This is a genomic window from Haladaptatus sp. SPP-AMP-3, from assembly GCF_049568665.1.
GTDB lineage: Archaea > Halobacteriota > Halobacteria > Halobacteriales > Haladaptataceae > Haladaptatus > Haladaptatus paucihalophilus.
Genome location: NZ_CP145902.1, coordinates 218,052 through 244,004 on the forward strand (window position 1 = coordinate 218,052; position 25,953 = coordinate 244,004).

Annotated in this window: 26 protein-coding genes; 17 read left to right on the forward strand and 9 right to left on the reverse strand. The window is 55.7% G+C overall.

The window, feature by feature from the left end; translation table 11 throughout:
- Positions 1–21 precede the first annotated feature (21 nt).
- Entirely contained in the window at positions 22–1,419 is a 1,398-nt protein-coding gene (locus tag V5735_RS23890) for an APC family permease (protein WP_423747246.1), read from the forward strand.
- A gap of 49 nt (positions 1,420–1,468) precedes the next feature.
- On the opposite strand, the gene V5735_RS23895 is transcribed toward V5735_RS23890, so the two are convergent.
- Complete coding sequence (locus tag V5735_RS23895) at positions 1,469–1,963, reverse strand: Lrp/AsnC family transcriptional regulator (RefSeq protein ID WP_007981432.1); 495 nt, start codon at positions 1,961–1,963, stop codon at positions 1,469–1,471.
- Positions 1,964–2,569: 606 nt separating this feature from the next.
- Between V5735_RS23895 and V5735_RS23900 the strand changes: the two genes are divergently transcribed.
- The 9 genes from V5735_RS23900 (at position 2,570) to V5735_RS23940 (ending at position 13,480) form a co-directional block, all read left to right on the forward strand.
- On the forward strand, positions 2,570–2,935 hold the full coding sequence (locus V5735_RS23900) for a type II toxin-antitoxin system VapC family toxin (RefSeq protein WP_423747247.1): 366 nt from the start codon (positions 2,570–2,572) through the stop codon (positions 2,933–2,935).
- A gap of 369 nt (positions 2,936–3,304) precedes the next feature.
- Positions 3,305–3,790 (forward strand): Lrp/AsnC family transcriptional regulator, encoded by a 486-nt coding sequence (locus tag V5735_RS23905; RefSeq protein ID WP_423747248.1) that lies wholly within the window; start codon positions 3,305–3,307, stop codon positions 3,788–3,790.
- Positions 3,791–4,320: 530 nt separating this feature from the next.
- Positions 4,321–4,998 carry a PadR family transcriptional regulator gene (locus V5735_RS23910; protein WP_423747249.1) on the forward strand — a complete coding sequence of 226 codons (678 nt, stop codon included), beginning with the start codon at positions 4,321–4,323 and terminating at the stop codon, positions 4,996–4,998.
- A gap of 188 nt (positions 4,999–5,186) precedes the next feature.
- Positions 5,187–6,683 (forward strand): proton-conducting transporter membrane subunit, encoded by a 1,497-nt coding sequence (locus V5735_RS23915; RefSeq protein ID WP_423747250.1) that lies wholly within the window; start codon positions 5,187–5,189, stop codon positions 6,681–6,683.
- Positions 6,673–9,090, forward strand: coding sequence for a DUF2309 domain-containing protein (locus V5735_RS23920; RefSeq protein WP_423747251.1), 2,418 nt, complete (start codon positions 6,673–6,675; stop codon positions 9,088–9,090). Before V5735_RS23915 ends, V5735_RS23920 begins: the two co-directional genes overlap by 11 nt.
- 534 nt (positions 9,091–9,624) lie before the next feature.
- Entirely contained in the window at positions 9,625–9,852 is a 228-nt protein-coding gene (locus V5735_RS23925; RefSeq protein WP_423747252.1) for a HalOD1 output domain-containing protein, read from the forward strand.
- A gap of 61 nt (positions 9,853–9,913) precedes the next feature.
- Complete coding sequence (locus V5735_RS23930; RefSeq protein ID WP_423747253.1) at positions 9,914–10,285, forward strand: hypothetical protein; 372 nt, start codon at positions 9,914–9,916, stop codon at positions 10,283–10,285.
- Positions 10,286–10,652: 367 nt separating this feature from the next.
- Positions 10,653–11,168 (forward strand): hypothetical protein, encoded by a 516-nt coding sequence (locus V5735_RS23935; protein ID WP_423747254.1) that lies wholly within the window; start codon positions 10,653–10,655, stop codon positions 11,166–11,168.
- Between the two features lie 971 nt (positions 11,169–12,139).
- Positions 12,140–13,480: a hemolysin family protein gene (locus V5735_RS23940; protein WP_423747255.1), complete on the forward strand. Its 1,341-nt coding sequence runs from the start codon at positions 12,140–12,142 to the stop codon at positions 13,478–13,480.
- Between the two features lie 169 nt (positions 13,481–13,649).
- On the opposite strand, the gene V5735_RS23945 is transcribed toward V5735_RS23940, so the two are convergent.
- Positions 13,650–14,519, reverse strand: a complete 870-nt coding sequence (locus tag V5735_RS23945) for a universal stress protein (RefSeq protein ID WP_423747256.1) — start codon at positions 14,517–14,519, stop codon at positions 13,650–13,652.
- A 96-nt stretch (positions 14,520–14,615) separates the two neighbouring features.
- Positions 14,616–15,470, reverse strand: a complete 855-nt coding sequence (locus V5735_RS23950; protein ID WP_423747257.1) for a DUF7351 domain-containing protein — start codon at positions 15,468–15,470, stop codon at positions 14,616–14,618.
- A gap of 94 nt (positions 15,471–15,564) precedes the next feature.
- On the opposite strand from V5735_RS23950, the gene V5735_RS23955 reads away from it, so the two are divergent.
- From V5735_RS23955 to V5735_RS23985, 7 genes are all read left to right on the forward strand, one after another.
- On the forward strand, positions 15,565–16,956 hold the full coding sequence (locus tag V5735_RS23955) for a serine hydrolase (RefSeq protein WP_423747258.1): 1,392 nt from the start codon (positions 15,565–15,567) through the stop codon (positions 16,954–16,956).
- 348 nt (positions 16,957–17,304) lie between these two features.
- Positions 17,305–17,550, forward strand: coding sequence for a hypothetical protein (locus V5735_RS23960; RefSeq protein WP_423747259.1), 246 nt, complete (start codon positions 17,305–17,307; stop codon positions 17,548–17,550).
- Positions 17,551–17,676: 126 nt separating this feature from the next.
- A complete protein-coding gene (locus V5735_RS23965; protein WP_423747260.1) occupies positions 17,677–17,979 on the forward strand; it encodes a CopG family transcriptional regulator in 303 nt (100 codons plus the stop codon).
- Positions 17,980–18,504, forward strand: a complete 525-nt coding sequence (locus V5735_RS23970) for a hypothetical protein (RefSeq protein ID WP_423747261.1) — start codon at positions 17,980–17,982, stop codon at positions 18,502–18,504. It abuts the gene before it with no gap.
- Positions 18,505–18,600: 96 nt separating this feature from the next.
- Entirely contained in the window at positions 18,601–18,819 is a 219-nt protein-coding gene (locus V5735_RS23975; RefSeq protein ID WP_423747262.1) for an SWIM zinc finger family protein, read from the forward strand.
- 132 nt (positions 18,820–18,951) lie between these two features.
- Positions 18,952–19,896: a VOC family protein gene (locus V5735_RS23980; RefSeq protein ID WP_423747263.1), complete on the forward strand. Its 945-nt coding sequence runs from the start codon at positions 18,952–18,954 to the stop codon at positions 19,894–19,896.
- Positions 19,897–19,916: 20 nt separating this feature from the next.
- The gene (locus V5735_RS23985) at positions 19,917–20,462 is read left to right on the forward strand and encodes a YdeI/OmpD-associated family protein (RefSeq protein WP_423747264.1); all 546 of its coding nucleotides are present in this window, start codon (positions 19,917–19,919) and stop codon (positions 20,460–20,462) included.
- Between the two features lie 145 nt (positions 20,463–20,607).
- Here V5735_RS23985 and V5735_RS23990 read toward each other — a convergent pair whose 3' ends face one another.
- The 6 genes from V5735_RS23990 to V5735_RS24015 form a co-directional block, all read right to left on the reverse strand.
- Entirely contained in the window at positions 20,608–21,006 is a 399-nt protein-coding gene (locus V5735_RS23990; protein WP_423747265.1) for a PIN domain-containing protein, read from the reverse strand.
- Entirely contained in the window at positions 21,003–21,248 is a 246-nt protein-coding gene (locus V5735_RS23995; protein WP_423747266.1) for an antitoxin VapB family protein, read from the reverse strand. Before V5735_RS23995 ends, V5735_RS23990 begins: the two co-directional genes overlap by 4 nt.
- 130 nt (positions 21,249–21,378) lie before the next feature.
- Entirely contained in the window at positions 21,379–21,831 is a 453-nt protein-coding gene (locus V5735_RS24000; protein WP_423747267.1) for a universal stress protein, read from the reverse strand.
- Positions 21,832–21,957: 126 nt separating this feature from the next.
- Positions 21,958–24,051 carry a dipeptide ABC transporter ATP-binding protein gene (locus V5735_RS24005; protein WP_423747268.1) on the reverse strand — a complete coding sequence of 698 codons (2,094 nt, stop codon included), beginning with the start codon at positions 24,049–24,051 and terminating at the stop codon, positions 21,958–21,960.
- A complete protein-coding gene (locus V5735_RS24010; protein ID WP_423747269.1) occupies positions 24,048–24,968 on the reverse strand; it encodes an ABC transporter permease in 921 nt (306 codons plus the stop codon). Before V5735_RS24010 ends, V5735_RS24005 begins: the two co-directional genes overlap by 4 nt.
- Entirely contained in the window at positions 24,968–25,951 is a 984-nt protein-coding gene (locus V5735_RS24015) for an ABC transporter permease (RefSeq protein WP_069451222.1), read from the reverse strand. Before V5735_RS24015 ends, V5735_RS24010 begins: the two co-directional genes overlap by 1 nt.
- Positions 25,952–25,953: the final 2 nt, after the last annotated feature.

The window sequence follows — 25,953 nt, forward strand, 5'->3', positions numbered from 1 at the left end:
ATGTGAGTGTCGCACATAACCATGACAGATGAACTCTCACGCATCCTCTCGAAACGCGATGTGTTCGTACTCGCACTTGGCGCAATGATTGGATGGGGTTGGATCGTTCAGACAGGCTATTTCATCGATGAAAGCGGTGTTAATGGAGCGATATCGGCATTCGTTCTCGGCGGGTTCATGGTGGGTGTCGTTTCGCTCATCTATGGCGAACTCGCATCGGCGATGCCCGTTGTCGGCGGGGAACACGCCTACAGCATGCGTGCCTTAGGACCAGCAGGTTCGTTTGCCTGCACGTGGGCGATTATTTTCGGCTACGTTAGCGTCGTCGCATTCGAAGCAGTTGCACTCCCGAGCGCACTTGCGTACATCGTCCCCGGGTTCAACGTTTTCCAACTGTGGACGGTCGCCGGTCAACCCGTCTACGCAACGTGGGTCCTCACGGGGTTCGTTGGCTCGATAGTCGTTACTTACCTCAACTATCGGGGCGTCCGCCCGGCGGCGCAGTTCCAAGCGATTCTCGCGCTCATAATCACGCTTTCCGGTGTAACGCTCTTACTCGGAGCGCTGTTCAACGGGGGCTCACCATCGTCACCGCCCTTCGCGAATGCCGGAATTGAGGGCGTGTTTACCGTAGCAATAATGACGCCATTCATGTTCGTTGGATTCGACGTGATTCCTCAAGCAGCGGGCGAAGCCGACGTTTCCCCGAAAACGCTCGGAGGACTTATCGTCCTCTCTGTAGCCTGTGCTGCCACGTTCTACATTGCAGTGATTTGGGCAGCAGGACAGGTTGCTTCAGGGACGACGCTCGTCGAGAGCTCACTCCCTGCTGCAACCGCGATGGAAATCGCGTTCAACAGCAAAATCATCGGACGGATCATGGCACTCGCCGGTCTCGCTGGTATCCTCACGAGTTGGAACGGCTTCGTGCTCGGCGCTAGCAGAGCGATTTATGCGCTCGCCGAGTCGAACATGCTACCTGACTCGCTTGGGACGATTCACTCCGAATACAGCACCCCATCGACTGCAATCGTACTCGTCGGAGCGCTCGCTGCACTCGCGCCGCTGTTCGGCAAGCAGATGCTGGTGTGGATCGTGAATGCGGGCGGACTCGGAATGGTCACGGCGTGGTTCCTCGTCGTTGTCTCTTTCTTGATCCTTCGATATCGCAACGCCGAACTCAACAGACCCTTTAAGCTCCCAGCTGGATACATCGTCGGTGGACTAGGGTTGGTGTTGACCATCTTCTTTATCGGTCTCTACCTTCCTGGGTCACCCTCGGCACTCACGTGGCCCTACGAATGGGCTATTGTAGCCATATGGTGTCTGCTCGGCGCTGTTCTACTCGCGATCGCTGGGGGACTTCCCACGCAAAGGGAAGCAGATGCCCACATGAGTGTTCCCGACTTGGACGAGTAGCGTCCCGTCGAATTCAGCTTTCTCCAGTGGTCTTTGAGGTACGTGCTCGTTACGAGAGGTCCGGAAGAAGCGCGTCTTTTAGGCTCTCAATGTCGTAGTCGTTGAGTGGATTTGATTCGTCCTTGATCGTCGTGATAACGAACTTCGAACTCGTCCTCGAGATTTCGTCTACTTCTTCGAATTCCGAGATGAGATCTTCGACCATTCCACGAGATGCAAGGTGCGAAACCAGAATGAAGTCAGTGTCACCGAGGGTAAAATACACCTGGTTAACGCCATTTACGTTACCGAGTTTGTCACCGACTTGTTTGTGGTACCCAGAGTCGTATTCGGCCCAGACTTCCGTGATGAGGGTGAGATTTAATCCTGCCTGTTCGAAGTCGATATCGAAGATTTCGTTCTTTATGATCCCCTCTTCTTGTAACTTCTCGAGACGATAGTGAACGGTTGATTTCGGAATCCTAGTCTCGTCGGCTATTTTGTCAGGGCTTCCCGATTCGAGTATCCCGATCGCTTTAAGAATTCGAAGATCCTTATCGTCCATAGAACTCAGTTAGAAGGGTATAGATATTATTGTTTTGTGTCCAACTAAGCCGACCCATCTTGAACACTTCATTCTTTATATATTGTCCTAAAGGACACAATGCAACACCAGAGGCAGCCTAACAACATGACGACCGTACTTTGCAACACGCAAACACGTTGGCCCTGATTGTCCCGCGCACACAAAGGAAAACGTCCGCCTTGGATTTCGGAAGACCGGTGCCGGGTGTTCCAGCACCCGGCGCGTTTCTACACACGCCCGAGGGCACCGTTCTTCCCACTATGTTGTATATGCCACATGGCCACAAAGGTTGGTATTCACCACAGGACTATACTCCGGTAGTGTGTACCGTGGCGTATGTCCAAAGATCGCGGTGATGCAGGGCGGTACGTCGAGACGGTAACACCCACCGACGTGCTCGCCATTTTCGAGGAAGTAGAGGGGCCCGTGTGACCTCCGGTGATGTCGCCGATGCGCTCGAGTGTCCACGAGAGACTGCTCGACGGAAGCTTGGACAGCTTGAGGACCAGGGCCAAGTGAAGAGTCGCCAGACTGCCGCTGTTCGCCGATACTGGTGGGTTGTACGCTGCCTTTGACGAGGACGATGTGAATCACGAAGCAGCGAATGGTGTGTTCGATGGCATGGAAGCCGGTGAGTATGGACCGGTGTTCACCAGTCGGTATGTGCTTTCTGAGTTTGCGACACTGATGCGGTACCAGATTGGGCACACCGCTGCTGTCGAGGCGCTTTCGACGGTTCGCCAATCACGGACGTTCGACATCCTACCGGTGGGCAAAGAGACGTTCGACGCGGCACGTGAGGAGTTCGAGCGTTTCGACGACCAGCGGATTTCATTTGTTGATCAAACGAGTGCAGTACTTGCTCGGGAGCACGAGATAGAGCATCTGTTCGCCTTCGACAGTGACCTTCGGACCATGGGGTTCGAGCGGGTGCCAGTTGATATCGAATGAACTCGGACAAGCCAGCTAACTCCGTGGCTGAACGTGCCAATCTCCGGAAACAGCTGCAAGCGGCGGAGACGGCACAAGAACGCCGCGAAGTGATGCGTACAATGGCGGCACTCGAGCGGAAAGAGCATGCCGAAACGTACGAGAAGCTTGCAAAGAAGTAGAACCAACCTGGTGTATCTTCGATATTTATCGTAGTCGTTTTATTAATGAACTCTTCCGTTGACTAGTGAAGTCCCCATTTATGGTCGTCGTTGTAGTTGTCTTTCTGTCCTCGAAAATAGTCCAAAGAGAGGAGATGAAAATATAGATATCGGTGAGGGTCTCGAGCAACATACAAAGGTAAAGTGGCTTTGTCGCGGACAAACGGGTATGGTTGAAGAAGAGATCGACGACGTTGACAGAGCAATTCTGTATGCACTCCAAGAAGACGCTCGAAACATGTCTTCTGGAGACATCACAGAACGAACCGGTACCTCGGACAGTACCGTCCGCAAGCGCATCCAGCGTCTCGAATCCGATGGGGTAATTAAAGGATACAGTGCCAGCGTCGATTATCAGAAATCGGGCTATCCGCTCCAAATGTTGCTCTACTGCACCGCTTCGATAGTCGAACGTGGTGACCTTATCCCCGATATTCTAGAAATCGATGGCGTCGTCTCAGTTCAGGAGCTGGTCACCGGAGAACAGAATCTCCTCGTGACTGCTGTCGGCGAGTCGGACAGCGACATCACACCCGTCGCACAGGCACTCCTCGATATGGGGCTCACCGTTGCCGATGAAGTTCTCGTTCGAACCCACGAGACGACACCTTTCGGTAAGTTCGATTCCGAGACTCACACGGAGGACGATTCCTAAACGACGACGTGTTTGACGTCTGGCTCGGTCGCGCGACGGACGGCTGCCCGTACCGGACCGATCGGGTCAGCTAGATTATCCGAGAATCCCGCAAGGACAGCAAGTGCTGCCCCTCTGTCGGGAGCTGACACCGCAGTTGAGTTCGTCGATTTCGGCTCAAGCCGTGGTAGCTATCCGTAACACTCCCCGGACGGTGACGTCGAACCGCTTCTTCTGCAAGGGAATCTCCAGATGCGTGTGAGCGTTGTCGAACGCCAGCAGTATGACGTTAATCGATGTCGTTTCTGTCCCCCTCGATGTTCTCGATCCCGTCGTCCTCAACGACGATACGTCCACCGATCGGTTCGAACGACTGCCCAACGAGGGCGTCCCTGAGCGTTCTTCCATACCACCCCGCACCAATAACGAACTGTTCTTCGTGACGAATATATCGAACGTTTCGGTAACATTATCTCATTTCAGATTCAAATCCGTTACAGAGAGCCAATGGCCGACACTAATGCGTCTGAACGGAGGTGGCGTGGTTTACGATGAGCGGGGACGATCTCGAATCTGCTATCGAGTCAGTTCAAGAATGGACCGGTTCTCGGAGAAACCGGGAAGATGGCTCGGCCACCCAGACGGCCCTCGTCGTCTCGTGCTCGATGAGCGACTGCAGTTGGGAACCGCTGTGGCCGGTCGATGCTACCTGGAACGTCATCGGAGTTCAGACGCTCGGGAATCAGACATGGGATCAGTACGAAGGTCAGGTGGTACTGGACAGCGATATTGAACTCCTCAAAACGCAGCACGACATTACAGCAGTACTCATCGTCGGACACACGAGGTGTCAGGTTCTCGAAGACGCGTACGACCGGTGGATCGCACCCGATTCAGAGTCACCTGCAGGTATCGAAGCGCGGTTGAAGCCGCTCCGTTCGCTCGTCGGAGATGCGCTTGAGGAGGGGCTCCTGGCTGACTCGATGCCACCTCAGACGAGACAGAATCGACTTGTCGAGTACAACGTCTGTCGCCAGGTTGTGTTTCTCAAGCAGGCACTCCCGTCGTCGGTCACGGTCGCTGGCTACGTACACGACCAAGATGGGGCGTACAATACGTTTCCTGACAAGCAGTATCTGGTCGCCCTCGACGGCGAGACAGAACCAACCACAATCCGGGCTCGTCTCCCCGATGACTCGTCGGTACAGGTCACAAATCTCCTGACCTGACCCTCCTATACCGGGTGTTTAAATACAGAACCAACAAAACCATACTGTTCTATAATGGCCAATTTACGAACGTTCTGTGAACATAGATAGATTTAATAGTCATTTTGTTCTCTATCGTGTTGAATACGACCAGAAGCGGATTCCGAGTTCGTCTCGGTAGACGAGATGGTCGGACAATAGGATGAACGATGTCAGGACGTAGCTCGAAACCGACGATCGGAGCGCTCCCGGACACGACGGTGGAATCGCCGTCCGTGCCCGTTGTACTAACGTGGCTCGTGTGGTCGTTGTTCGCCGCGAGTATCGCCGTCCTCATCGCCCGAGTCCGGTTCGGCGGGTCGTGGGAGATCCCCGGCGTGGTCGCCATCGATGGCCTGACCGTTCTGATGTGGGTGGTCGTCACCTTCTTTAGCGGTATTGTTCACAGTTACTCTCGCCGCTACATGGCTGGTAGCGCCCATGAGACCGACTTCTTCCTCGCCGTGTTCGGTTTCACGGCTGCTGTGATGGGGCTCGTGGCCGCCGACCTTATCGCCTTGTTCTGGCTCCTATGGCTGGCGATGGGGCTCGTGATGGCGAAACTCGTCGGTCTTGTCGACGGTTGGCGCCAGGCACGGGCGGCCGCGACGGTCGCCCGCCGGTACTTCCTCGCCAGCAGCGCGCTACTCGGGGTCGCGCTGACCGTATTGTGGTGGACGACCGGCGCGACGACGATCTCCGGGATCGCCGCGGCGTCTGACTCGCTCGACGGGGCGGTGTGGCTCGTGGCTGCCGGGAGTCTCGTCCTCGCGGCGATGATCCAGTCGGCGCTCGTTCCCTTCCACGGCTGGCTCCTCTCCTCGATGACCGCTCCGACACCGGCATCGGCACTGATGCACGCCGGGTTCGTCAATGCGGGTGGCATCTTGCTGGTCCGCTTTGCCCCGGTCGTCACCGTCGATACTACCTTCATGCTGGCAGTGGTCGCCGTCGGCGCGGCCAGCGCGATTGGTGGGAAACTTCTGAAGTCGGTCCAGACAGACGTCAAGCGCAAACTCGGTTGTTCAACGGTCGGCCAGATGGGATTCATGATCATGCAGGCTGGTCTCGGGTTCTTCGGAGCCGCCATCACCCACCTCATTCTGCACGGCTTCTACAAGGCATACCAATTCCTCTCCTCCGGTGGGCAGATTGAACATACCAGTCCGAGCGAGGAGCCCCCGCACACGGTGGGGTACCCGACGAGCGTCGTCACCTTCGCAGTGACGCTGCTGACCGGACTAGCCGGCGGTATACTGTTCGCGGCGCTGACCGGAAAAGGGACGAACATGGACGCCGGACTCCTGCTGACCTTCTTCGTCGTGTTCACCATGCTCCACGCGGCCCGCAATGCGGTCCAGACCACCTCACTTTCGCGGTCGGCCCGCTACGGAGCCGTCCCCCTGGTCTTCTTCCCAGCCATCGTCGTCTACGCCGCCGTCTACGAGACGATATCCGGACTCCTATTCGGACTTCCGATGGTCACAGCCCCGACTGAACTGACTCTGCTCCACGGCGTCATTGCCGTCGTCTTCGTCGGCATCTACGTTGGGATCGAGACCGGTATCCACGAGCGCAGCCAGCGTCTCTACGTCGCACTGATTAACGCCAGCCAACCCGCGTCGGATACCCTCCTGACCTCCACAGAGGATTATAATGAATACTGAATCCATCATCCACGACAGCATCGATGAAGCAGCGACTAGCATCGGGTTCCTCTGGCCCATCCACTCGTTCGTGACGGCCAACCCGCTCTCGGGGTTCGAGGACCAGCCGTTCGGCGAGGCGGTCCAACGGGCAACCGACCTGCTAGGTGGTCGCGGGTACCCCAAACCCAAGACGTTCGAGACGGCACTGAAACGTGGCCAAATAGACCCGGAGATACTCGAATCGGAACTTGCCGAGGCTGGCTACGAAGAGAAACCCCATACGCTGTTGGACCGCATTTCCGACGCGACCGACGTCGGGGAGGGTGTCACCGATACCTCCCCAAACCATGTTGACCAAGTGCTGACGAAGTGGCTATCGAACTTCCTCGACGAGGGGAGTGCCCACTGGTCGATGCCGAACCGCGAAGAAGGGTTCTACGCCGCTTTTCGTGGGGTGGTCGAATACGACGGCGAAATTCCAGACGAAGGGCTCATCACTGACCTTCCCGAGACGCCGATCGAGACGATCGAAACGGTGCTGGAGCCGTACCCGCAGAGCCAGTGGGTGTCTATATTCGAGGAGCAACTAGCTGCCCTCCCGGGCTGGACGGGGTTGATCAAGCAGCGTGTCGATGACGGGAGAGAGTGGCAGTCTAAATACCCGATTTCGCTGGAGGAGTACCTCGCGGTGCGTCTGGCACTGTCAGATGCGACCGGTGTTGACCTCGAGCCCTCGAACGAGGGCACCGACACGGAGCCAGCCGACGAACTCGCTCAGGCGTTCCTGCGTGCGTGGGAAGCGACATACCGTGACGATCTCGTCGAGGCGATCGCCGAGGAGAGTGAGTCGATGGCCGATAGCGATCCGTCGGGCCGTCCAGACGCCCAGCTTGTCTTTTGTATCGACACTCGTTCGGAAGTCATTCGCCGTCACATCGAGGCGGGGGGTGATTATGAGACTCACGGGTATGCTGGCTTTTTCGGCATCCCGATCGAGTATCAGGGATACGACACCGATGTAGCGGTCGAGGCCTGCCCACCGATCCTCGAACCACAGCACTACATCCACGACTTTCCGACCGACAACGACACGCAGGCGAGCCACGACCGCTGGTGGGGCATCCGCGAGGCCGCCGATGAGATTATCAAGACGCTAGAGGCCAACGCCGCCACAGCCTACGGCTTCGTCGAAAACGCTGGCAGCGGCTACGGCCTCGCACTCGCGGCCCGCACGCTCGTTCCCGGGCGCGTCCACGACTTGTTAGACGCTGTTGAAGCGTCGGTGCCCGACGAACACGAGTTCTGTGAGCCGCTGATCCACCACCAGCACACCTATGTCGGTGATCTCCCGGTGGGACTGACCCACGATGAAAAAGTCGAGTACGCCGCGACTGCCTTCGACCTGATGGGCTGGGAGGAGTTCGGCCGTCTCGTCGTCTTCGCCGGCCACGCCAGCGAGACGGCCAACAACCCGTACGAGGCGAGCCTAGACTGTGGCGCCTGTGCCGGCAACCCCGGCGGACCGAATGCCCGCGTACTTGCAGCGATCTGTAACGACGAGGGTGTCAAGACGGCGCTACGCGAACGCGGCTTCGACATCCCCGACGACACTGTCTTCCTCGCCGGCGAACACAACACGACGACTGACGAGGTGGAACTGTACGATGACGACATCCCCGAAAGTCACGCGGGGGATCTCGACCAGTTGCGTGCAGACCTCGCCACCGCTCGCGAGAACGCGACAGCCGAGCGTGCCGAGTCGATGGGTGCCGACAGCTCGATGGGCGTCAGTGAGACGGAACGCCGTGCCACCGACTGGGCCGAAACGCGTCCCGAGTGGGGACTGGCCGGCAACGCTGGCTTCGTCGTCGCCCCTCGCGAACTGACGAGCGACCTCGACCTCGACGGCCGGTCCTTCCTTCACTCTTACGACTGGTCGACCGACCCCGACGGCGACGCGCTCGAAGCGATCCTCACGGGCCCCATGGTCGTTACCCAGTGGATCAACACCCAGTATTACTTCTCGACAGTCGACAACGCCGTCTACGGCAGCGGTTCGAAGGTGACTCAGAACCCTGTCGGCAACGTCGGCGTCTACCAGGGCACCGGCGGCGACTTGATGACCGGTCTCCCCCTCCAGTCGCTGATGGCCGCCGATGACAAACCGTACCACCAGCCGCTCCGCCTCTCGACGGTCGTCCATGCGCCGGTCGAGCGCGTCACTGGCGTCTTGGCCGACCACGAGGAGTTGACCGAACTGCTGGACAACGACTGGCTCTCACTGACGGTCGTCGACCCGACCCAAGACCACCATGCCTTCCACTACGAGGTGGATTTAGAGTGGATGCCAATGTTCGAACAGACCGAAGCACACTTAGCGATACCGAACGCTTCCGTTGTCGCAGACGGTGGAACGGAAATTTAGCAAGAACCGGAACCCCAGACACAAGACAGCGATACCGACCAGCTAGCGGACCGTGACTGAGATGGGCTTGGTGGCTTTCCGTGTTGGCCCTGTGTACGGTCAAGTCGACGCGATCTCCCCGAAGAGTAGTGCGAATCACGCGTGAATCTACCCCTCTTTCAGAGTGATTTTATTGGCGCTGGCGACGGGTGTCAGTGCACAGTTGGGGTGTTGTGTGATGGAGTTGTGTCGGACCAGTATCTTGGAATGTTAATGGATATACGTCAGATAATTCACGCGGTCGTAGAGCATCGACTGAAAATACTGCACTTGCATGCCCAAAAGCGGCGTTCAACCGATTGGTCGGTGCCGCTTCCGATACTGCTTCTGTCTTTGACTACTATATGAGAATCAAAACGACCGGCTGATTCGGCTTCACCACAGAGTGCTCTGAACCGAGTCCACCAGCGCAATACGTTAGTTGCGTCCGAGACGATCGATCTTGAGGCATCGACTTCGGAGCTTTCTGTTATTCTCGTTGAGACACTCGCGGATGTGATAAAGCCGACAGGTAGTCAGAGTACCTTTGCACTGTACGAATACGTGAACCCAGATGCTCTCGAAGACATCATCGAAGTATGTGCGTCCAAAAAGAGTGATGTTGAGGTACGATTCACAGTTGAGGGCTATCTTGTCTCCGTTCGTAGCGACAATACCATCCCCATCTACGAACCGCCCGGAGCACACTGCGATATTAGTGAAAACCCATGCCCGGTTAGTTGATCAGGCTCGGTAGAGTGGAGAGAATTCAGTCTCGTGTTTGCTCGACAGTTGTCCGGACGGCATGTTCAAAGAAATCGCGGTCAGTTCACGTGAAAAGACGATCATTCCGGTCGAGGAGTTCGAAGAGTTTCGCGATCATCGTAACCGACGAGGGAAGGATTCGCTATTCAGCCTCGTAATCAGTGAGCCGGAGCTTTCCCTCGACTTCGTAAAGATGGCCCTTATTGTGCAGCCGTTCGACGATATCATCGGCAGCGGGCTGCCCAAGATCTTCCTCTTTCTTCAAAATCGCATACGCTTGCTCGTACGTGAGCTCTCCTTCATCTGGGAGCGCACTCGCGAGCGCATCGAGCGCTTCTTGCGCAAGTGGTGTGAGTGGCGATTTCCCGTTTGGACCCATTCGTACTCTCTAATTCGAGGACACGACAGGTAAACCCTCGGACAGAGTCTACTCGTGACACTACCTAGCTCATTATGACAAGGGGAGTAAGCAGACGGCATGGGAGCATGGGTTGGTCTGGGCACAGAGCCCACGTCGGCGAATGATGGTTCAGCGCTCATTATAGTCCTTCTCAAGTTTTTCGAGAGTCCCCGTGATAATTATTCACGAGCTATGATACATCCCAAATATTCGAAATAATACCTTAATGGGATTGTATACGTCGATACAGGGTTTAGTTACTGCTTGCTACCGGGGTCTCAACCCTCACCGAGCGGTCACTGCCGAAACAGACTCACGTATATCCTCGAGAATTTCGTTACCTACGATGGAACAACCTATTTGCTGCTGTTTAGCGTGAATGCTGTATGCGAAACCAGCAGGTGTTTCTTGCACTTCTCATAGCAATCCTCGTCACTTCGAGGCACTCGACTCTCTGCAACAACAGCCGATCGACGAAATGGAAACCCAAGAAGATATTTGGACGCTCAAGGGCCAAAAAACGAGCAACGATCGTGTCACCCAACGCATCAGCAACGCGAACAACCGGATTATCTTCGGCGCACGCGATCCGATAATACTGGACGACAATGTGGTCACGGCGCTTTCGAAGGCACAAGCGGATGGTATCGATGTCTTCATCACGAGTGGGAACCCCGCGGTTTGTGAGCTTTTCGAAGAGCGTGGTCTCGAAGCGTGCCAGTTCCCGATGAAGCTTGAGGATAATGATCGGAGTGGTCGTATTCTGGCGATTGGTTCTGACGTTATTCTCATGAGTGTCCTCGTTCCAACCCACGATAGGACTCAAAACGAGGTCGCCTTCTGGAGCGATGGAACTGTGGTTTGCCAGTTCCTGATCGGTCTCTTGGAGACCTGATTTTCAAAATTCATTGAGACGTAGGCCTGTTGGAAAATTGAGGCAGTGAATGCGTTATGAATGTTTAATCCCTGCTCGGACAGGGTATGGCACGCGTTCGAGCAGGAAGGAGGAGGTGGCGGGCACAGGGGGGAAGTATGGATCGGGAGTGATGGCGCCAGACCCATATGGGAACCCGTTCAGGGTGTCAGCGGCGACCGCGCCACAATCAATGGCTTCGTGGGGTTCGGTAAATGCTTTGTGCAACTGTTAAAAAATAAGACAGTCAGTATTGCGACTATATGCGGGGTTTTCGATAGTTGATAGGAGAGTCCACGAATGTGTACTGCTCATCCGATCAGAGGTTGTACTCCACGAAAGGAACGCTACAAACTACGCCTCTCTGTCAACCGGCACTCGCTCGAACCCCATCGTTCGAAAACCACTGTCGAAGGCGAACAGATGCTCTATCTCGTGCTCCCGTGCAAGCACTGCACTCGTTTGACCAACAAATGAAATCCGCTAGTCGTCGAAACGTTCGAACTCCTCACGTGCCACGTCGAACGTCTGCTTGTCCACCGGTAGGATCTCGGACGTCTGAGACTACCGAACCGTCGAAGTGCATCGACATCCGCTGTGTGTCCAATCTGGTACCGCATCAGTGTCGCAAACTCAGAAAGCACATACCGACTGGTGAACACCGGTCCATACTCTCCTGCTACCATTCCACCGAATATTCCATTCGCTGCTTCGTGATTTATATCGTCTTCATCAAAAGCAGCGTACAATCCACCGGTATCGACGAACAGCTGCAGTGGCCGACTCCTTTTGAATTGATGACCTCAGATGATTCGAATCGACTGAATATGTCACATCCAAATAGAATTGATCCACCAGTACCTTTTTAATATTGACGAAGATGATAGAAGCCTGTTTGGTTGCCCGTATCGATTTCCGTTTCCTACAAGGTCCTCAAAGGGCAATGAGTGAACATGGTAGATCTGATTACTGTCGGAGGATTGCTTCTTGCACTCTTCCTCGTTATCATGAACGGGATATTTGTAGCCGCAGAATTCGCTTTTGTCAAAATTCGACCAACCCAGGTGAAGACACTTGTTGAACGGGGTAAACCCGGTGCAACCCTCGTGCAAGGCGCCATCCAGAATTTAGACGATTATCTCGCTGTCAGTCAGCTTGGGATTACTCTCTCCTCATTAGGTCTCGGATGGGTTGGAGAACCTACCGTAGCAGCACTCATTGAACCCATTCTTGGACAAATCCTTCCTGCCGACGTGATTCATTTTGTCGCATTCGCACTCGGATTCGGCTTTATCACTTTCCTTCATGTCGTCTTCGGTGAACTCGCACCGAAGACATTCGCTATTCAAGAGGCTGCACGTATCTCGCTGCTTGTTGCTCCCCTTATGAAGTTCTTCTACTACGTGTTTAAGCCCGGGATCATCGTCTTCAACGGCACTGCGAACTATTTTACCCGACTCCTGGGTATCTCCCCAGCCTCTGAAAGTGAGGAAACCCATTCCGAAGAGGAAATCCGGATGATTCTCACTCGATCAGAGGAAACGGGGCACATCGATCTTGACGAAGTCGAGATGATTGAAAGCGTCTTCGAACTTGGGGACACCATCGCTCGCGAGGTCATGATCCCACGCCCTGATGTAGAAACTGTGGTCGCTTCGATGCCCCTTTCAGAACTTCGATCAGTTGCCGCCAATGGGACCTATACGCGATATCTTGTACTCGATGAAGAGGGCGAACATCCAGTCGGATTCACCCACGCAAAGGACATCCTCCGAGCAATCGAAACGGAAACGAATCAAGATGACTCTCTCACGGCTCGTGACCTCGCACGAGACGTGCTCGTAGTCCCGGAAACAAGGCGGATCGACGAGATCCTTGCGGAGTTTCAGACGCACGGGGGCGGGCAAATGGCAGTTGTGATCGACGAATGGGGGGTTTTTGAGGGAATTGTGACCATTGAGGACATTCTCGAAGAGATTGTAGGTGATATCCGAGACGAATTCGACACAGCACCTCAAGAACCATTCATCGAAACGCAAGATGATGGAACATACATCGTCGATGGGAGTGCCCTTATCCAAGAAGTAAACAGCTGGCTGGATACTGAATTCGAGGCTGAAACCGTGGAGACGATCGGAGGGTTCGTTTTCAGCAATTTAGGGCAAGCACCCAAGGTCGATGACCGGATTGAACAGGGAGGATACATTTTCAAAGTGGCTGCTATTGATGACGCTCGTATCACCCGTCTTGAAATCCAACAAGTTCAATCAACTCAAGAAATGGATGATGAATGATACATATACATGAATATTATGACTTAATCGCATGATCGTAGAGTTGCCGCAAATCTACCTCTCTTTGATATCATTCGGACTGGGAGGCCCCCGCGTCTCACTTTGTGTCTACTGACTCTACGGGTCGTGTCTTGATAGTATTATATACACCGAAAGAAAGCTAATCAAATTATGAGTTACCAGCAACTGTAATCACCGGAACTGGAGCAGAACGCACGGTGGTTTCGGCAACACTGCCGAGCAGTATTCGATCGATTCCTTGTCGTCCAGTCGTCCCCATGATGACAGCGTGAATATCATTTGATTCGATGGTGCTCTGTATCTCCGTAGCAGGGGATCCTGACCCGATATGACCGATTACGTCTGTAAGACCACGCGTTTTAGCCTCGGTCACGATCTGGTCAACCGCTTTTGTTGCAACTTGTTCGAGTTCCTCCGTCAAAAGTTCCGATCGGATATCAGGGCCTAGCGAAGCGTCATCGACCACTGATAGAACATGGACGGTAGCGTTGAGGGATTTCGCGAGTTCGAGTCCATGGTCGGCAGCGGTCGTTGCTTCCGCGCTTCCATCTGTGGGAATGAGGAGATTTTTATACGGAAATTCCAATTGTTCGTCTGGTTTCATCCGAGCGGTTAGCACGGGAACCGGAGAGAGACGGACGACTTTTGCGCTGACACTTCCGTGAAGATACCGTGACACACCTCCGCGACCATGAGAAGGAACTACAACTAAATCATGATTATATCGTTCAGCATAGTCTACAATGGTCGGCGCAGGATTTCCTTGGACTACGTCAGTAGTGTACTCGACACCAAGCGAATTCAGGGTCTTCCCTGCCTCCTCAACGACTTTTTCTCCCTCTTGTACCAACGTGTCGACGACCGTATTTTCGACGACAGCGACACTGTCCCGTGTTGTATCCGCCACGAACAGGAGTCGAACGGTCGCGCTTGTCCATGTGGCAATTTCACCAACATGGTGAAGGATTTCCGCTGCGTCGTCATTTCCATCGACCGGTAACAGGATGTTTTCATACATGGTCCTATATGCCAGTATACGAGCGGCTGTTTCTAAGGTATTTCCTCGATATCCTTCGAGCAGTCCGAGCCGTCTCTGTCACCTAGTTGTCAGAAGTTACGCACCATCCTTCGCAACATCGATAACCGTCGCCGAGTCGTCCAACGTGAGCTTCAACTGCTCTCCTTCTAGGGAGACACCGACCTGAACGCGGAGTGGTTCCTCGGTGCATACTGCTGCAATTCCGACGTTCTCGACGAGTATCTCCCAGCTATGCTGGAACACGTCAACGCCATGCTGGTAACAAAACCCAATGACCGCGGGATGAAAAAGGACACAGCCCCCAGCGCTGTTCTGAAGGAAGATACCGCATTTGTTGCACGACCATTCATAGGAGACGGGGACAGACTCACCGGGAAAACGGGATACTGTCCCGGCGGTCTGTCCTTCACAGTACGGACAGACTCCGTCCATCGTCGATTTGGCTTCCAACAGCGTCCGGCGAGTCGCTATGTTGAGTGCGTTTGTCATCGAGTGTGAATCGAGGAGTTCAGGCCCGACGTTCAATATCGAAGTGTGGTCGTTTTTACAAACCGTCCGGAGCGACCCGTTCTCGTAGGTGACTGTCGCGGATGTTCCACACACCAGACATGAGGTCTCGATTTCGGGAAACTCTTGTCGCCTATTGGGGTCGAAACGACCGGAGCGAAGCACCGCGAGGAAGTGATGACCCACGTCCGAAAGCCGGTACTCCTCGCCAGTTTTCTCCACGAACGTACCCAACAGCCGTTTGAGATGGTAGTTGAAGTTTCCCGGGTCGTCGTGCCCAACTCGATCACGTAACTCCGCGAATCGGAGCGTCTCATTGCGGGGTCGTTCCTGCATCCGCTCGGCGAGAGCCAGCAAAATTTCTGCACGAACCTCGTGGCTTATAAGATCAATCCCTTTACTGAGTGGCTGATTCGCCGACATGCTGTCTCGATAATTGGCTACCACACAGATGTAAATTTGTATATAGTAATCTATTGCTGCAGACACTTATCTTATCATGTGATTTTCATCATGTATGGCCACAACGAAGCCGACAACAATCGAGGTCGAACAGCTCGAAGAGAGAGCACGAAAACTCCACACAGAGCAGAGCTGCCCGGGAATCAGCGTCGCAGTCGTCGACGGGACAGAAACCGTGTTTGCGGACGGGTTCGGCAAACGACAGCTCGACCTGGAAGCACCAGCAACCCAGGATACGCTGTACGGAATCGGCTCGTCAACGAAACCATTCACGGCGATGGCAGTGATGATGCTGGTCAACGACGGCAAAATCTCACTAGACGACACCGTGTCCTCGTATGTCCCGTATTTCGAGGACGCTCCCGGGGAGCCGATTCGAGTGCGCGAACTCCTCTCGCACACGTCCGGGATGCCGTCCGACGATACTGCCACAATCATACTGATGGGCACAATCCTCGGTAACGAGTTCGACGATTCGCTGAACGGCTGGGAGGAGTTCCGGGAGTATGTCGACGGCTCGGTCGAACGCCGCCGACTCGACGGGAATCGGTGTCTGTACTACAACAGCGGATATATCGTGTTGTCACGACTCATCGAGGTAGTCAGCGGTACCCTGTTTGCCGAGTACGTCGAAACGAACATTCTGGAGCCCCTTGGAATGAATCGGTCGACATTCGATGTGGATGTCCTCAATAGCGACACGCACGACTCTATGACGCCATACTACGAAAAAGACGACAAGATGCACGGCGTCAATCTCCCGGACGATCCCCTGTTCGAGGGTCCCGGCGGGTTGCAGGCTCCAGTGACGGACTTGGCGAAGTTCATCGCAGCGTGGAACGAACGGGACATTCCAGTCGACGACGATCTCGCTACAGAGATGGTCGAACCAGTCACGGTATTCAGGACGCTTCTTGATGGAACGGAGATTGGCTACGGCTATGGATGGATGACTCGCCCATTTGGAGACGACATGCTGATCGGTCACAGCGGAGGAACTGGTGTTTCCGCGGGATACTTGGGGTTCCTCAAAGACCGAGGGATAGGCATCGCACTGGGCTGTAACGCACAGCCGAACACATCGCCAGAGAGACTGGCAATCGAGCTCCTGGCGGAGATAACGGGAACAAAACCGGAGAAGGTATTGCCGAAACGGGAAATCGAACGAAAAGAGCGTCGTGTCACAGGCGAGTACACAGCCTACGGCGAGATCCAGGAAGCAACCGTCTCCCGAACTGATGAGTTCCTCGAAATAGAGTACAGCAGTCCGTTGGGAGCAGAATCGATGCGACTGATGCCGACTTCATTTGATCCACACGACTACACCTTCCGGGTTGCAAAGCGAAGCGGGAAACGAACCACTGTAGAGTTTTTCGTCGAAGACGACGGTGTCGAACTGCTTATCAACCGTAACCTCTACGAACGCGTCGGTGAGCTAGACGAATAGAATTCGTCCTAAATTCCCTCGTCGGGTGTGAGAGGCATCTGGGAAACGAGATTGTATCGAGAACTAATCCTTCGATGTGCTTGCAATCATTTTTCAATTATCCACTGTGACTTCCGTTTTCCATCCGTCAGTCGGAACCACTGCATCTGCTTCAATTTCGATCAAAGCGTTGTCATGCGCTAAGTCAGAAATCTCAACGAACGTGCTCGCGGAATAGCGTGGCTGAGTAAAAAATCGGCTCGAATTTTATGAATGAGACGCCGATTCTTGGCCGATCATCTATTCCTCCGGAGCCCACCAGATCACAACCCGCGGACTCAACTTCCCACGTTCCAGCTCACCCTGTTCATGCAACTCCTTGAGTCGCTGATGCACTGGCCTCCGTTCCATCGCAACCGTATCTGCGACCCACCAAGCGGTCACCGCCGGAAACTCGGCCACCGGAACGCCGTCTGCAAACACATGGCCGCCGTCGAGAACGCAACCGACGACGGGACGCTCAACGCCTTCCCGTCCGAGACAACGATGCCGAACCCGACAACTGCAACTGCGCTGGCCTCGGTGACTTCCCGTGCTGGCCGTGTGTGCGAATAGGACGAAAAGAACTGCCGAACTAACAACGGATTCTGACGCTGATTATTTTCTCTTCATCCACTGGCCCATTAGCTCACTAACTGTCAGAGAACCTTTTTGCCCCTGTAGGTACAACGTACCCACACCATGAGTACTCGGAAAGTCAACTTTCGTCTTCCAGAAGAGCTCGTGACTCATGCCGATATCGCTGCTGAAGTCACGCACAAAAACCGAACCGAACTCCTCATCGAAGCACTCCGAGAATACCTCAAGGAAATCGAATCAGAAGAGAGCTTTCAGGAAGCAGTCGTTGAGCTCTACCTCGCAGACGAACTTGATTTCGAAACCCTCATCGACATAATCGGTCGTCAGGACGCAGAAGCAGTTCGTACCTCAAAGCAACTTCTCGATCGGGGAGACGACCTCGCCGACAAACTTGCAGATTTGTAAATGCTGGTTATCGATACAAGCGCGTTCATTTCCCTTGCTATTGGTGATGCCCTCGATAACGTGCTAGTCGAATACGACGTCGTAACTACGACACTCGTCATCGAGGAACTTGAATCGACTGCAGAATATGATGATGTCCATGGCCACGGGGCACTAGCCGTCCTCGAACGTTCCGACTGCTTCGAGATTCTGGATACCTCTGCACCAGAATTTTCCTCAAGTCGAATCGATGCTGGCGAGGCGAGCTGTGTCGCGGCCGTTGAAGAGACCGATGCAGCGTTTCTCATCACAGATGACTTTCGGGCACTTCCTGAACTCACTACTCTTGTCTCGACCGATGTTGCTCTTTCACCAATTCTTCTCCGCGCACTCGTCAAACGTGGTGTCCTTACTGATTCTGAAGCTCGATCTGCACTCGATACTATTGCACGTGATCGGGACTGGTTTGGTGCGCCAATCTATCGATATGCACAACGTCTCTTTGAAGGAGAGCCGAGGACAGAATCACCCGATAGCGACTACTGAATACGGGTCGCAAAAGAACTCGAGGGGAAGAACGATGTCCCCGGACTCATCAACATCACTAACGAGACGCCTGAAGACCACCAATACGTCGTCACGATGCATGACGTGATAGCGTGCACCTGCCCGCACCACATCCACCGAAACGTATTCTGCAAACACATGGCCGCCGTCGAAAACGCAACCGACGACGGGACGTTCGATGCCTTCCCGTCTGAGAACGACGATGCCGAACCAGACAACTGCGACTGCGCTGGTCTCAGTGGGTTCCCGTGCTGGCCGTGTGTGCGAATAGGACGAAAAGAACTGCCGAACTAACCGCCGCTACAGCTCTTTTAATATATCTAATTTTAGGGAGAATGGAGAGGCGAGTAATGCTGGTTCACTTTCACTGCACTTGGTGCGTTTATATGACGCTTGCTAGCCTATCTCTACTGGAGAGGTGTAGGGATGACATCATATCCTGAAACGGAAAATGGGGTCGAGTCCAGGCAAAAAATCACTCCGAATCTCTGGTTCGATGACCAGGTAGTGGAAGCCGCAGAGTTTTACACCTCCGTGTTTGAAAACGCGGAGATCAAGGGCACGACCCATTACCCGGATGCCGGGCAGGAGATAACCGGCAGGGAAGCCGGCAGCGTGATGACGGTTACCTTCCAGGTTGAGGGGTTCACGTTTGTCGCGCTCAACGGCGGGTCAGAGTTCAGTTTCAACCCGTCGATATCGTTTTTCGCAAGTCGAGAAACAAAAAAGGAAATGGATGAGTTATGGGCACGGCTTGTCGATGGTGGGGAAGTGCTCATCCAGCTTGATAAACACCCGTTCAGCGACTATTACGGGTGGGTGCAGGATCGATATGGCGTCACCTGGCAGCTCATCCTCCCCAGCAACGACGGCGACTGGCGGCCGGATCTGGTGCCGTCCCTCATGTTTACGCAGGATAACGTCAACAAAGCCGAGGAAGCCATCGATTTTTACACCAGTGTCTTCGCTGACTCCGAACTGGGACACCTGGAACGATATCCGGAAGACACCGGTCCAGCGAAAAAGGGGGCGCTTGCCTTCGGAGATTTCAAAGTCGAGGACGTCTGGCTGGCCGTTATGGATACCGGCGTCGAACAGGACTTCGCGTTCAACGAAGCCATCTCACTCATCGTCAACTGTGAAAGTCAGGACGAAATCGACGAACTCTGGGGCGCACTCAGCGCGGCACCCGAAGCCGAGCAGTGTGGCTGGCTGAAGGACAAATACGGAGTCTCGTGGCAGATTACGCCGACGATGCTGAATGAACTGCCGGACGACGACCCCGAGGCCAATGCGCGCCTGATGGAGGCACTGCTGGAGATGAAAAAGCTCGACATCACAGAATTGCAAGCAGCATATGACGGAGACTAACCTGCTTTAACCAAAGAACAATGTCAAAATCAGAAACCCACTTTACCGCTCAACTGGTTACAATCGGCTCGCGGACAGTCCTCAGGCTACCTGAGCGCGCGAGTGAGAAGCTCCCATCACGCGGCATGGTAATGGCCCGCGGAACCATCAACGGATTCCACTTTCGGACCCCGCTTGAACCAGACGGTGAAGGAAGCCACTGGTTCGAGGTCGACAAATCCATACGTGAAAACGCTGGAGTAGACGCTGGCGACACCGTGACACTGGAGATTGAGCCGGTAAGCGAATGGCCGGAACCCACGGTGCCAGCGGACGTGGAGAATGCTCTTGCAGACCATCCAGAGGCACAGACTCTCTGGAAGGATATCACGACGAAAGCTCGCTGGGAATATATCCGCTGGATCCGCTCAGCGAAAAAGTCTGAGACGCGAGAGCGGCGGATCGAGACGGCCTGTTCGAAACTGGCGGATGGTCAGCGCAGACCATGTTGTTTTGACCGCAGCGCCTGTACCGTCCCCGACATATCGAAGAGTGGGGTGCTGATTGAGCCGATGGAAAATCGGTGACGTGGGACGTCTACGACTCGCATGGCTGGGAGCGATTTGACGAGCAGTTCGTGCAGATGGTTGAGAGGTGTTAGAATCCGCTGGATGGGTCCAGCGAACGCTCACGGAGGGTGTAAATGTGGCGACTAACGACTTCCCAAGAGACTTATCGGTACTTTTCGACGTCAATCACTTTCCGTGTCTCTTCATGAGTCAGGTCACCATCTCCTGAAACTATTGGTGCATCGAGTTCACGACCAACCGCAGCAATAAGAGCATCAGGTCCGTCGAGATACGGACCACCGGGAGCGATCTCGTCTACAATTTTCCCGGCGGCAATCGCTGTTCGCTTGTCGGTGGTATATACTCCTCCCCAGGAGAGAGCAGCACGCACTCCGTCGACGTCACCATTTGGAAGGTTGCCCGCTCCGACAAGCACCTCGGCATACGCAACGAGAGGGATGATCCACTGCTCTTCGGCACCACCTGCTTCCTTGTAGAACGTCTTAGTGGACTCAACACCTGCGAGGTAGTCGATTAGAAACGATGTGTCGAGAACCTTCACGCGTCGCCTCTACCGAGTTGTTGCATTCGTGCCTTTCGCTTCTCTTTGGCCTCTTTGCGACCCTCACGGACACGTTCAGCCTCTTCGTCCGACCAGCGACCAAATCCATCAGCGAAATCGCCGCTATTGTCGCCGAGCATACGCTCAAGAACGTCGTTGTAGCTCTCACCTTCCCGCTTCCGACGTTCTAATTCCCGCTTCACAGTATCGCTAACGCGAATCTGCTCGTTTGCCGTGCCCATCGTGCGTTGACATTCGTGTTGACGCTACTTCGTCTTTGTGTTTGTGGGATCCGATTCAGGCACATTCGTTGTAGTTCGATAGGGGCAAGAGGTGTGAGACCACTACCTTAACAGCCAGCTCTTTGCGCCTCTATTCGCCGCCGTCGATCGCAGACACAACAGGACAAGGCGCATTCAACAACAGTCTCTGGGCCGTGCTCCCGAAGACTGCTTTCCCGACTGGTGACCGTTGCCGTCCACCAATCACCAGATATCTGGGCTCGCTGTACTCGACTTCGGCCAGTATCTTGTCGGCAGGGTCGCCGACACGACCTCGAGTTTCGATTCGATCCATGTCGTAGTCGTCGAGTAATTCGTGGATGGCCTGACGGGCGACTTCAGCCCCACTTTGCTCCTCCTTACTGATGGCAAAGTTATCGTACGCGGGCGTGCCTTTGACCGCTTCTTTGTGTTTGTTGAAGTTCTCTTTCGGGATCACGTGCAGGACGACTAACTGCTCGTCGTAGGTCGTCGCGAGATCGTACCCGACCGTGAGCGGTTTGTTCGAGTGCAGTTCCTCTCCGACAGCTGTGAGTATCGACATGTGTAGTCTCCGTGAATGGTTCGCTGTGAGACCACCGGCGGATTCAACTTCGCACCGCCACCGATGGACTACCGGATGGTTGCTCGCGCTGTTCCGTGATTCGAACGCGGGTGACGCGGGTATCGTCTACGCCTCCTTGGCGGACTCACGCTCGCTTCGCTCGCGTTCGCGTGCGTAGTGGGCCAGCAGTTCGCTTTCGATGTCTTCGACAGGGAAGTGACACGCCGCCTCGTGATCGTCGTCCTCGAACGTCGAGCGGGCGGGGTCTTGTCGTCGACACTCCTCGGTGGCTTTCGGACAGCGGGGGGCGAAGTTACAGCCACCCGGAAGCTCGATCGGATTCGGCGGTTCACCCGGGAGCAACACCCGTTGACGGTTAATCTGCGGGTCGGCCTTCGGTGACGCTGAAAGGAGAGACGCCGCATACGGATGCCTGGGGTTCTCGACGACCTCGTCAGTGGTACCCATCTCGACGATTTCGCCGAGGTACATCACCGCCAACCGGTCGGTGATCTGCGAGAGGCTCGCCAAGTCGTGGGAGATGTAGACGATGCCGATGTCTCGCTCGTCGGCCATCTCGCGCAGGATGTTGAGGATGTTCGCCTTCAACGAGACGTCGAGCATCGAGGCGGGTTCGTCACAGATGAGCAGTTTGGGCTCGAGCACCAGCGCCTGCGCAATTGCCACGCGTTGGCGCTCGCCCCCCGAGAGCTGGCCGGGGTGTTTGTCGAGGTACTTTTCGGGGGGATTGAGCCCCACGTCTGCGAGCGTCTGGCGGACTCTCCGGTCGATCTCGTCGGGGGTGTGTCCTTGAATTTTCAGTGGTTCGCTGACCGCGGCCCGCACCCGCTGTCTGGGGTTCAACGAGTCGAACGGGTCCTGAAAGATGAACTGGACCTGCGAGCGGAACTCCTGGGCGTCCTCCTCCAGCAGGTCGTCAACCGGGTCCCCGTCGATGAGGATATCCCCACCAGAATGCGACTGGAGCGCCGAGATTACTTCGGCAAGTGTCGATTTCCCGCAGCCGGACTCGCCGGCGACTCCCACAATCTCGCTCTCACGGACATCGAGGTCGACGCCGTTGACGGCTTTGACGTAATCCGGTTCCTCGCCGAGAAGGTCCTCGATGATGGGCTGTGACTGCTCGAACCACTTCTCCAGACCGTCGGTCTCGACGATAACCTCGCCCAGATCACGCGACTCGGATTCTTCGGGCACGTCGATGCCCCACGTTTCGGGATCACTCGCCTGCTCTTGCATCTCGTCCGCCTCGTCGGCGTAGTAACAAGCGGTGACCTGTTCGCCGCTTTCGACGAGGGGCGGGTGCTCGCTCTCACACTGTTCGGTCGCGAACGGACACCGGTTACGGAAGACACATCCCGTCGGTGCCTCGGCGAGGTCCGGAAGCGAACCAGGGATGGATATCGCCTGTTCATCGAACTCGTCGACCTCCGGGAAGGCGTTCTTTAGCCCCATCGTGTACGGATTCCGGGGGTCGTGGAAGACGTCGAACGTGTCTCCCTGCTCCATTACCTTCCCGCCGTACAGCACCGACACCTCGTCACAGGTTTCCGCGACGACGCCGACCTCGTGGGTGATCAATAGTAGTGAACTGTCGATCTCCTCTTGAATCTCCATGAGCTTGTGGACGATCTTGTCCTGGACGATGACGTCCAGCCCGGTCGTTGGCTCGTCCGCGATGATGAGGTCTGGGTCGAGTGCGAGCGCCATCGCGATGGTGACGCGCTGGCGCATGCCACCGGAGAACTCGTGAGGATACTCGCCCGTCCGAGCCGGGTCGAGGCCGACGATCTCGAAGACTTCCGCCACTCGCTCGTTGGCTTTGGCCTTCGATATGTTCTTGTGCTTGCGAATCGCCTGGCGTATCTGTGCACCGACATCCATCACCGGGTCGAGCGAGTCCATCGCACTCTGGGGAATGTAGGCGATTTCCTCCCAGCGGACGTCCCGCCACTCCGCTTCGGACAGGCCGACGAGGTCGCGGCCTTTGAACGTGACACTCCCAGATCGGACCGCACCGTTGTCGTCGAGCAGTCCAAGAACGGCCTTCGCGAGAGTCGACTTCCCGGAGCCGGACTCGCCAACGAGGCCATAGTTATCACCCTCCTCGATGGAGAAGGAGGCGTTGTTAACGGCGTGGACTTCGCTGTCTGGGGTCTGGTACGTGATCTTGAGATCGTTGACTTCGAGTAGACTCATTCTTGTTCAGTCTTGAGTTCGGGGTTGACGATCTCCTCGAGCGCACGGCCGACGAGGAAGACCGCGGTAGTCACTGCAGCGATACCGAACGCTGGCGGGAGGACCCACCACCAGGCGACCCGGATCGCACCCGAGCGGAACACCTGCTGGAGCATTCGCCCCCACGAGGTCGTCGTCGGGTCGCCGAAGCCGAGGAACGCGAGCGACGCCCCGACCACGATGGACCACCCGACTGCGTACGCCGTGTACAGGAACCCGATGCCCAGTACGTTCGGTGCGACGTGTAGGAACATCGTTCGGAGGTGGCCCGCCCCTCTCGCCCGGGCCGACTTCACGAACGTTCGCTCTTTGACTGTCATCACCTCTGAACGGATGACTCGCGCAGGCATTTTCCAGAGGAAGATCACGAGGATAGCGGTGATGAGCCAGACATTCGGCGTCACGAACGACAGTATCACCAGCGCCATCGGCAGGAGCGGGAGCGCGAAGGTGAGGTCGGTCAGCCGCATCAGGCCCTCGTCGACCCGGCCACCGAAGTAGCCGCTCGTGAGTCCGACGAGGAAGCCCAACACGCCGGTCCCGACGCCACCGAAGAATCCCATGATGAGCGTTGGCCGGGCACCAGCCAGAAACTGACTCAGGACGTCCTTGCCGAAGGCCGTCGTCCCGAAGAGTGCCTTCGAGTTCGGACTCTGCAGTTTCATAATCGAGTAATCCTGGCGGAGCGTGTCCTCGATCGGATGGTGCGGGGCGATGTGCGGGCCGAACAGTCCCATGAACACGAAGACCGTGAGGATGATGAGGCCGACCTTCGCGGCGGTGTCCTGCCAGATAACACTCATGAGATGGTAGGAACGGTCGAGCTCGGTACGGAGACGGTCCCTCACGGTATCGGCGTCGAGCGAGTATCCAGACATCAGACATCACCTGCTTCGATGGTCGGGTCGAGTTTCGCGTACGCCAAGTCGGCAGTGAGATTCATCACGATAACCGCCAGCGCCATGATGAACACGGCGGCCTGGACGGTCGGATAGTCCTGGTTGAGTATCGCCTGGACGAGTGCGCGACCGATACCCGGCCACGCGAAGACCACTTCCAGGGTGATGACACCCTGGAAAATCATCCCCGTCCGGAGAGCGAAGTAGGTCACCAGCGGAAGCAGAGAGTTGCGACCGGCACGGGCGAGCTGCTCTCGCTCCGAGAGCCCCTTAGCACGATGGAGCTTGAGAAACTCGGAACCCTTTCTCTCGACGATGGAGTTGCGGGCCAGCATCAAGAAGTCGCCGCTGAAAAACAGCACCGACGCCGTGAAGGGGAGGATGTAGTGTTTCAGGAAGTCGACGGAGAGGAACTTTTCTGCGTACCCCTGTGGGTTCGCCATCGGGCTGCGCATCCCGAAGGCGGGCAGCCAGTTCAGTCCGTACGAGAAAATGATGAGCAGGAAGATGCCGGTGACGAAAATCGGGGTCGCGCGGAAGAACGTGGTCGTCACGATAGACCACTGTTCGAACCACGACCCGCGGTTCCAGCCGGCGTACATGCCAGCGATGGAACTGACGATCGCCGTGACGACGAGCGCCGGCAACAGCAGGACGAGCGTGTTGACCAGTGCGGGGACGACGATGGTTCCGACCGGCCGTTGCTGCGTGAGAGAGACCCCGAACTGGAACGTGAACAGGTTCCTGACGTACTTCAGGTACTGCACGTATATCGGTTCGTCGAGGCCGTACATCGCGCGCAGCTTCGTGACCTGATCCGCCGTCAGCGAGCCGGACGCGACCAGACCGCTGAACGGGTCGCTCGGAAGGAGCCGAAGCGTCGCGAAGATGATACTGACCGACACCAGGGTTAGTATCGCCGCGATCGCGGTCCGTTTGATGAGGAATCTTCGAAAACTCATGG

Bases quoted from the DNA above. Each gene is read 5' to 3' on its own strand.
- V5735_RS23970 (WP_423747261.1), top strand. From the start codon at position 17,980: ATGCTGGTTATCGATACAAGCGCGTTCATTTCCCTTGCTATTGGTGAT.
- V5735_RS24010 (WP_423747269.1), bottom strand. From the start codon at position 24,968: ATGTCTGGATACTCGCTCGACGCCGATACCGTGAGGGACCGTCTCCGT.
- V5735_RS23910 (WP_423747249.1), top strand. From the start codon at position 4,321: ATGAGCGGGGACGATCTCGAATCTGCTATCGAGTCAGTTCAAGAATGG.
- V5735_RS23935 (WP_423747254.1), top strand. From the start codon at position 10,653: ATGCTGTATGCGAAACCAGCAGGTGTTTCTTGCACTTCTCATAGCAAT.
- V5735_RS24015 (WP_069451222.1), bottom strand. From the start codon at position 25,951: ATGAGTTTTCGAAGATTCCTCATCAAACGGACCGCGATCGCGGCGATA.
- V5735_RS23915 (WP_423747250.1), top strand. From the start codon at position 5,187: ATGTCAGGACGTAGCTCGAAACCGACGATCGGAGCGCTCCCGGACACG.
- V5735_RS23950 (WP_423747257.1), bottom strand. From the start codon at position 15,470: ATGTCGGCGAATCAGCCACTCAGTAAAGGGATTGATCTTATAAGCCAC.
- V5735_RS23995 (WP_423747266.1), bottom strand. From the start codon at position 21,248: ATGGGCACGGCAAACGAGCAGATTCGCGTTAGCGATACTGTGAAGCGG.
- V5735_RS23920 (WP_423747251.1), top strand. From the start codon at position 6,673: ATGAATACTGAATCCATCATCCACGACAGCATCGATGAAGCAGCGACT.
- V5735_RS23980 (WP_423747263.1), top strand. From the start codon at position 18,952: ATGACATCATATCCTGAAACGGAAAATGGGGTCGAGTCCAGGCAAAAA.
- V5735_RS23930 (WP_423747253.1), top strand. From the start codon at position 9,914: ATGTTCAAAGAAATCGCGGTCAGTTCACGTGAAAAGACGATCATTCCG.
- V5735_RS23890 (WP_423747246.1), top strand. From the start codon at position 22: ATGACAGATGAACTCTCACGCATCCTCTCGAAACGCGATGTGTTCGTA.
- V5735_RS24000 (WP_423747267.1), bottom strand. From the start codon at position 21,831: ATGTCGATACTCACAGCTGTCGGAGAGGAACTGCACTCGAACAAACCG.
- V5735_RS23955 (WP_423747258.1), top strand. From the start codon at position 15,565: ATGGCCACAACGAAGCCGACAACAATCGAGGTCGAACAGCTCGAAGAG.
- V5735_RS23940 (WP_423747255.1), top strand. From the start codon at position 12,140: ATGGTAGATCTGATTACTGTCGGAGGATTGCTTCTTGCACTCTTCCTC.
- V5735_RS23965 (WP_423747260.1), top strand. From the start codon at position 17,677: ATGAGTACTCGGAAAGTCAACTTTCGTCTTCCAGAAGAGCTCGTGACT.
- V5735_RS23985 (WP_423747264.1), top strand. From the start codon at position 19,917: ATGTCAAAATCAGAAACCCACTTTACCGCTCAACTGGTTACAATCGGC.
- V5735_RS23945 (WP_423747256.1), bottom strand. From the start codon at position 14,519: ATGTATGAAAACATCCTGTTACCGGTCGATGGAAATGACGACGCAGCG.
- V5735_RS23960 (WP_423747259.1), top strand. From the start codon at position 17,305: ATGCAACTCCTTGAGTCGCTGATGCACTGGCCTCCGTTCCATCGCAAC.
- V5735_RS23905 (WP_423747248.1), top strand. From the start codon at position 3,305: ATGGTTGAAGAAGAGATCGACGACGTTGACAGAGCAATTCTGTATGCA.
- V5735_RS23975 (WP_423747262.1), top strand. From the start codon at position 18,601: ATGCATGACGTGATAGCGTGCACCTGCCCGCACCACATCCACCGAAAC.
- V5735_RS23895 (WP_007981432.1), bottom strand. From the start codon at position 1,963: ATGGACGATAAGGATCTTCGAATTCTTAAAGCGATCGGGATACTCGAA.
- V5735_RS24005 (WP_423747268.1), bottom strand. From the start codon at position 24,051: ATGAGTCTACTCGAAGTCAACGATCTCAAGATCACGTACCAGACCCCA.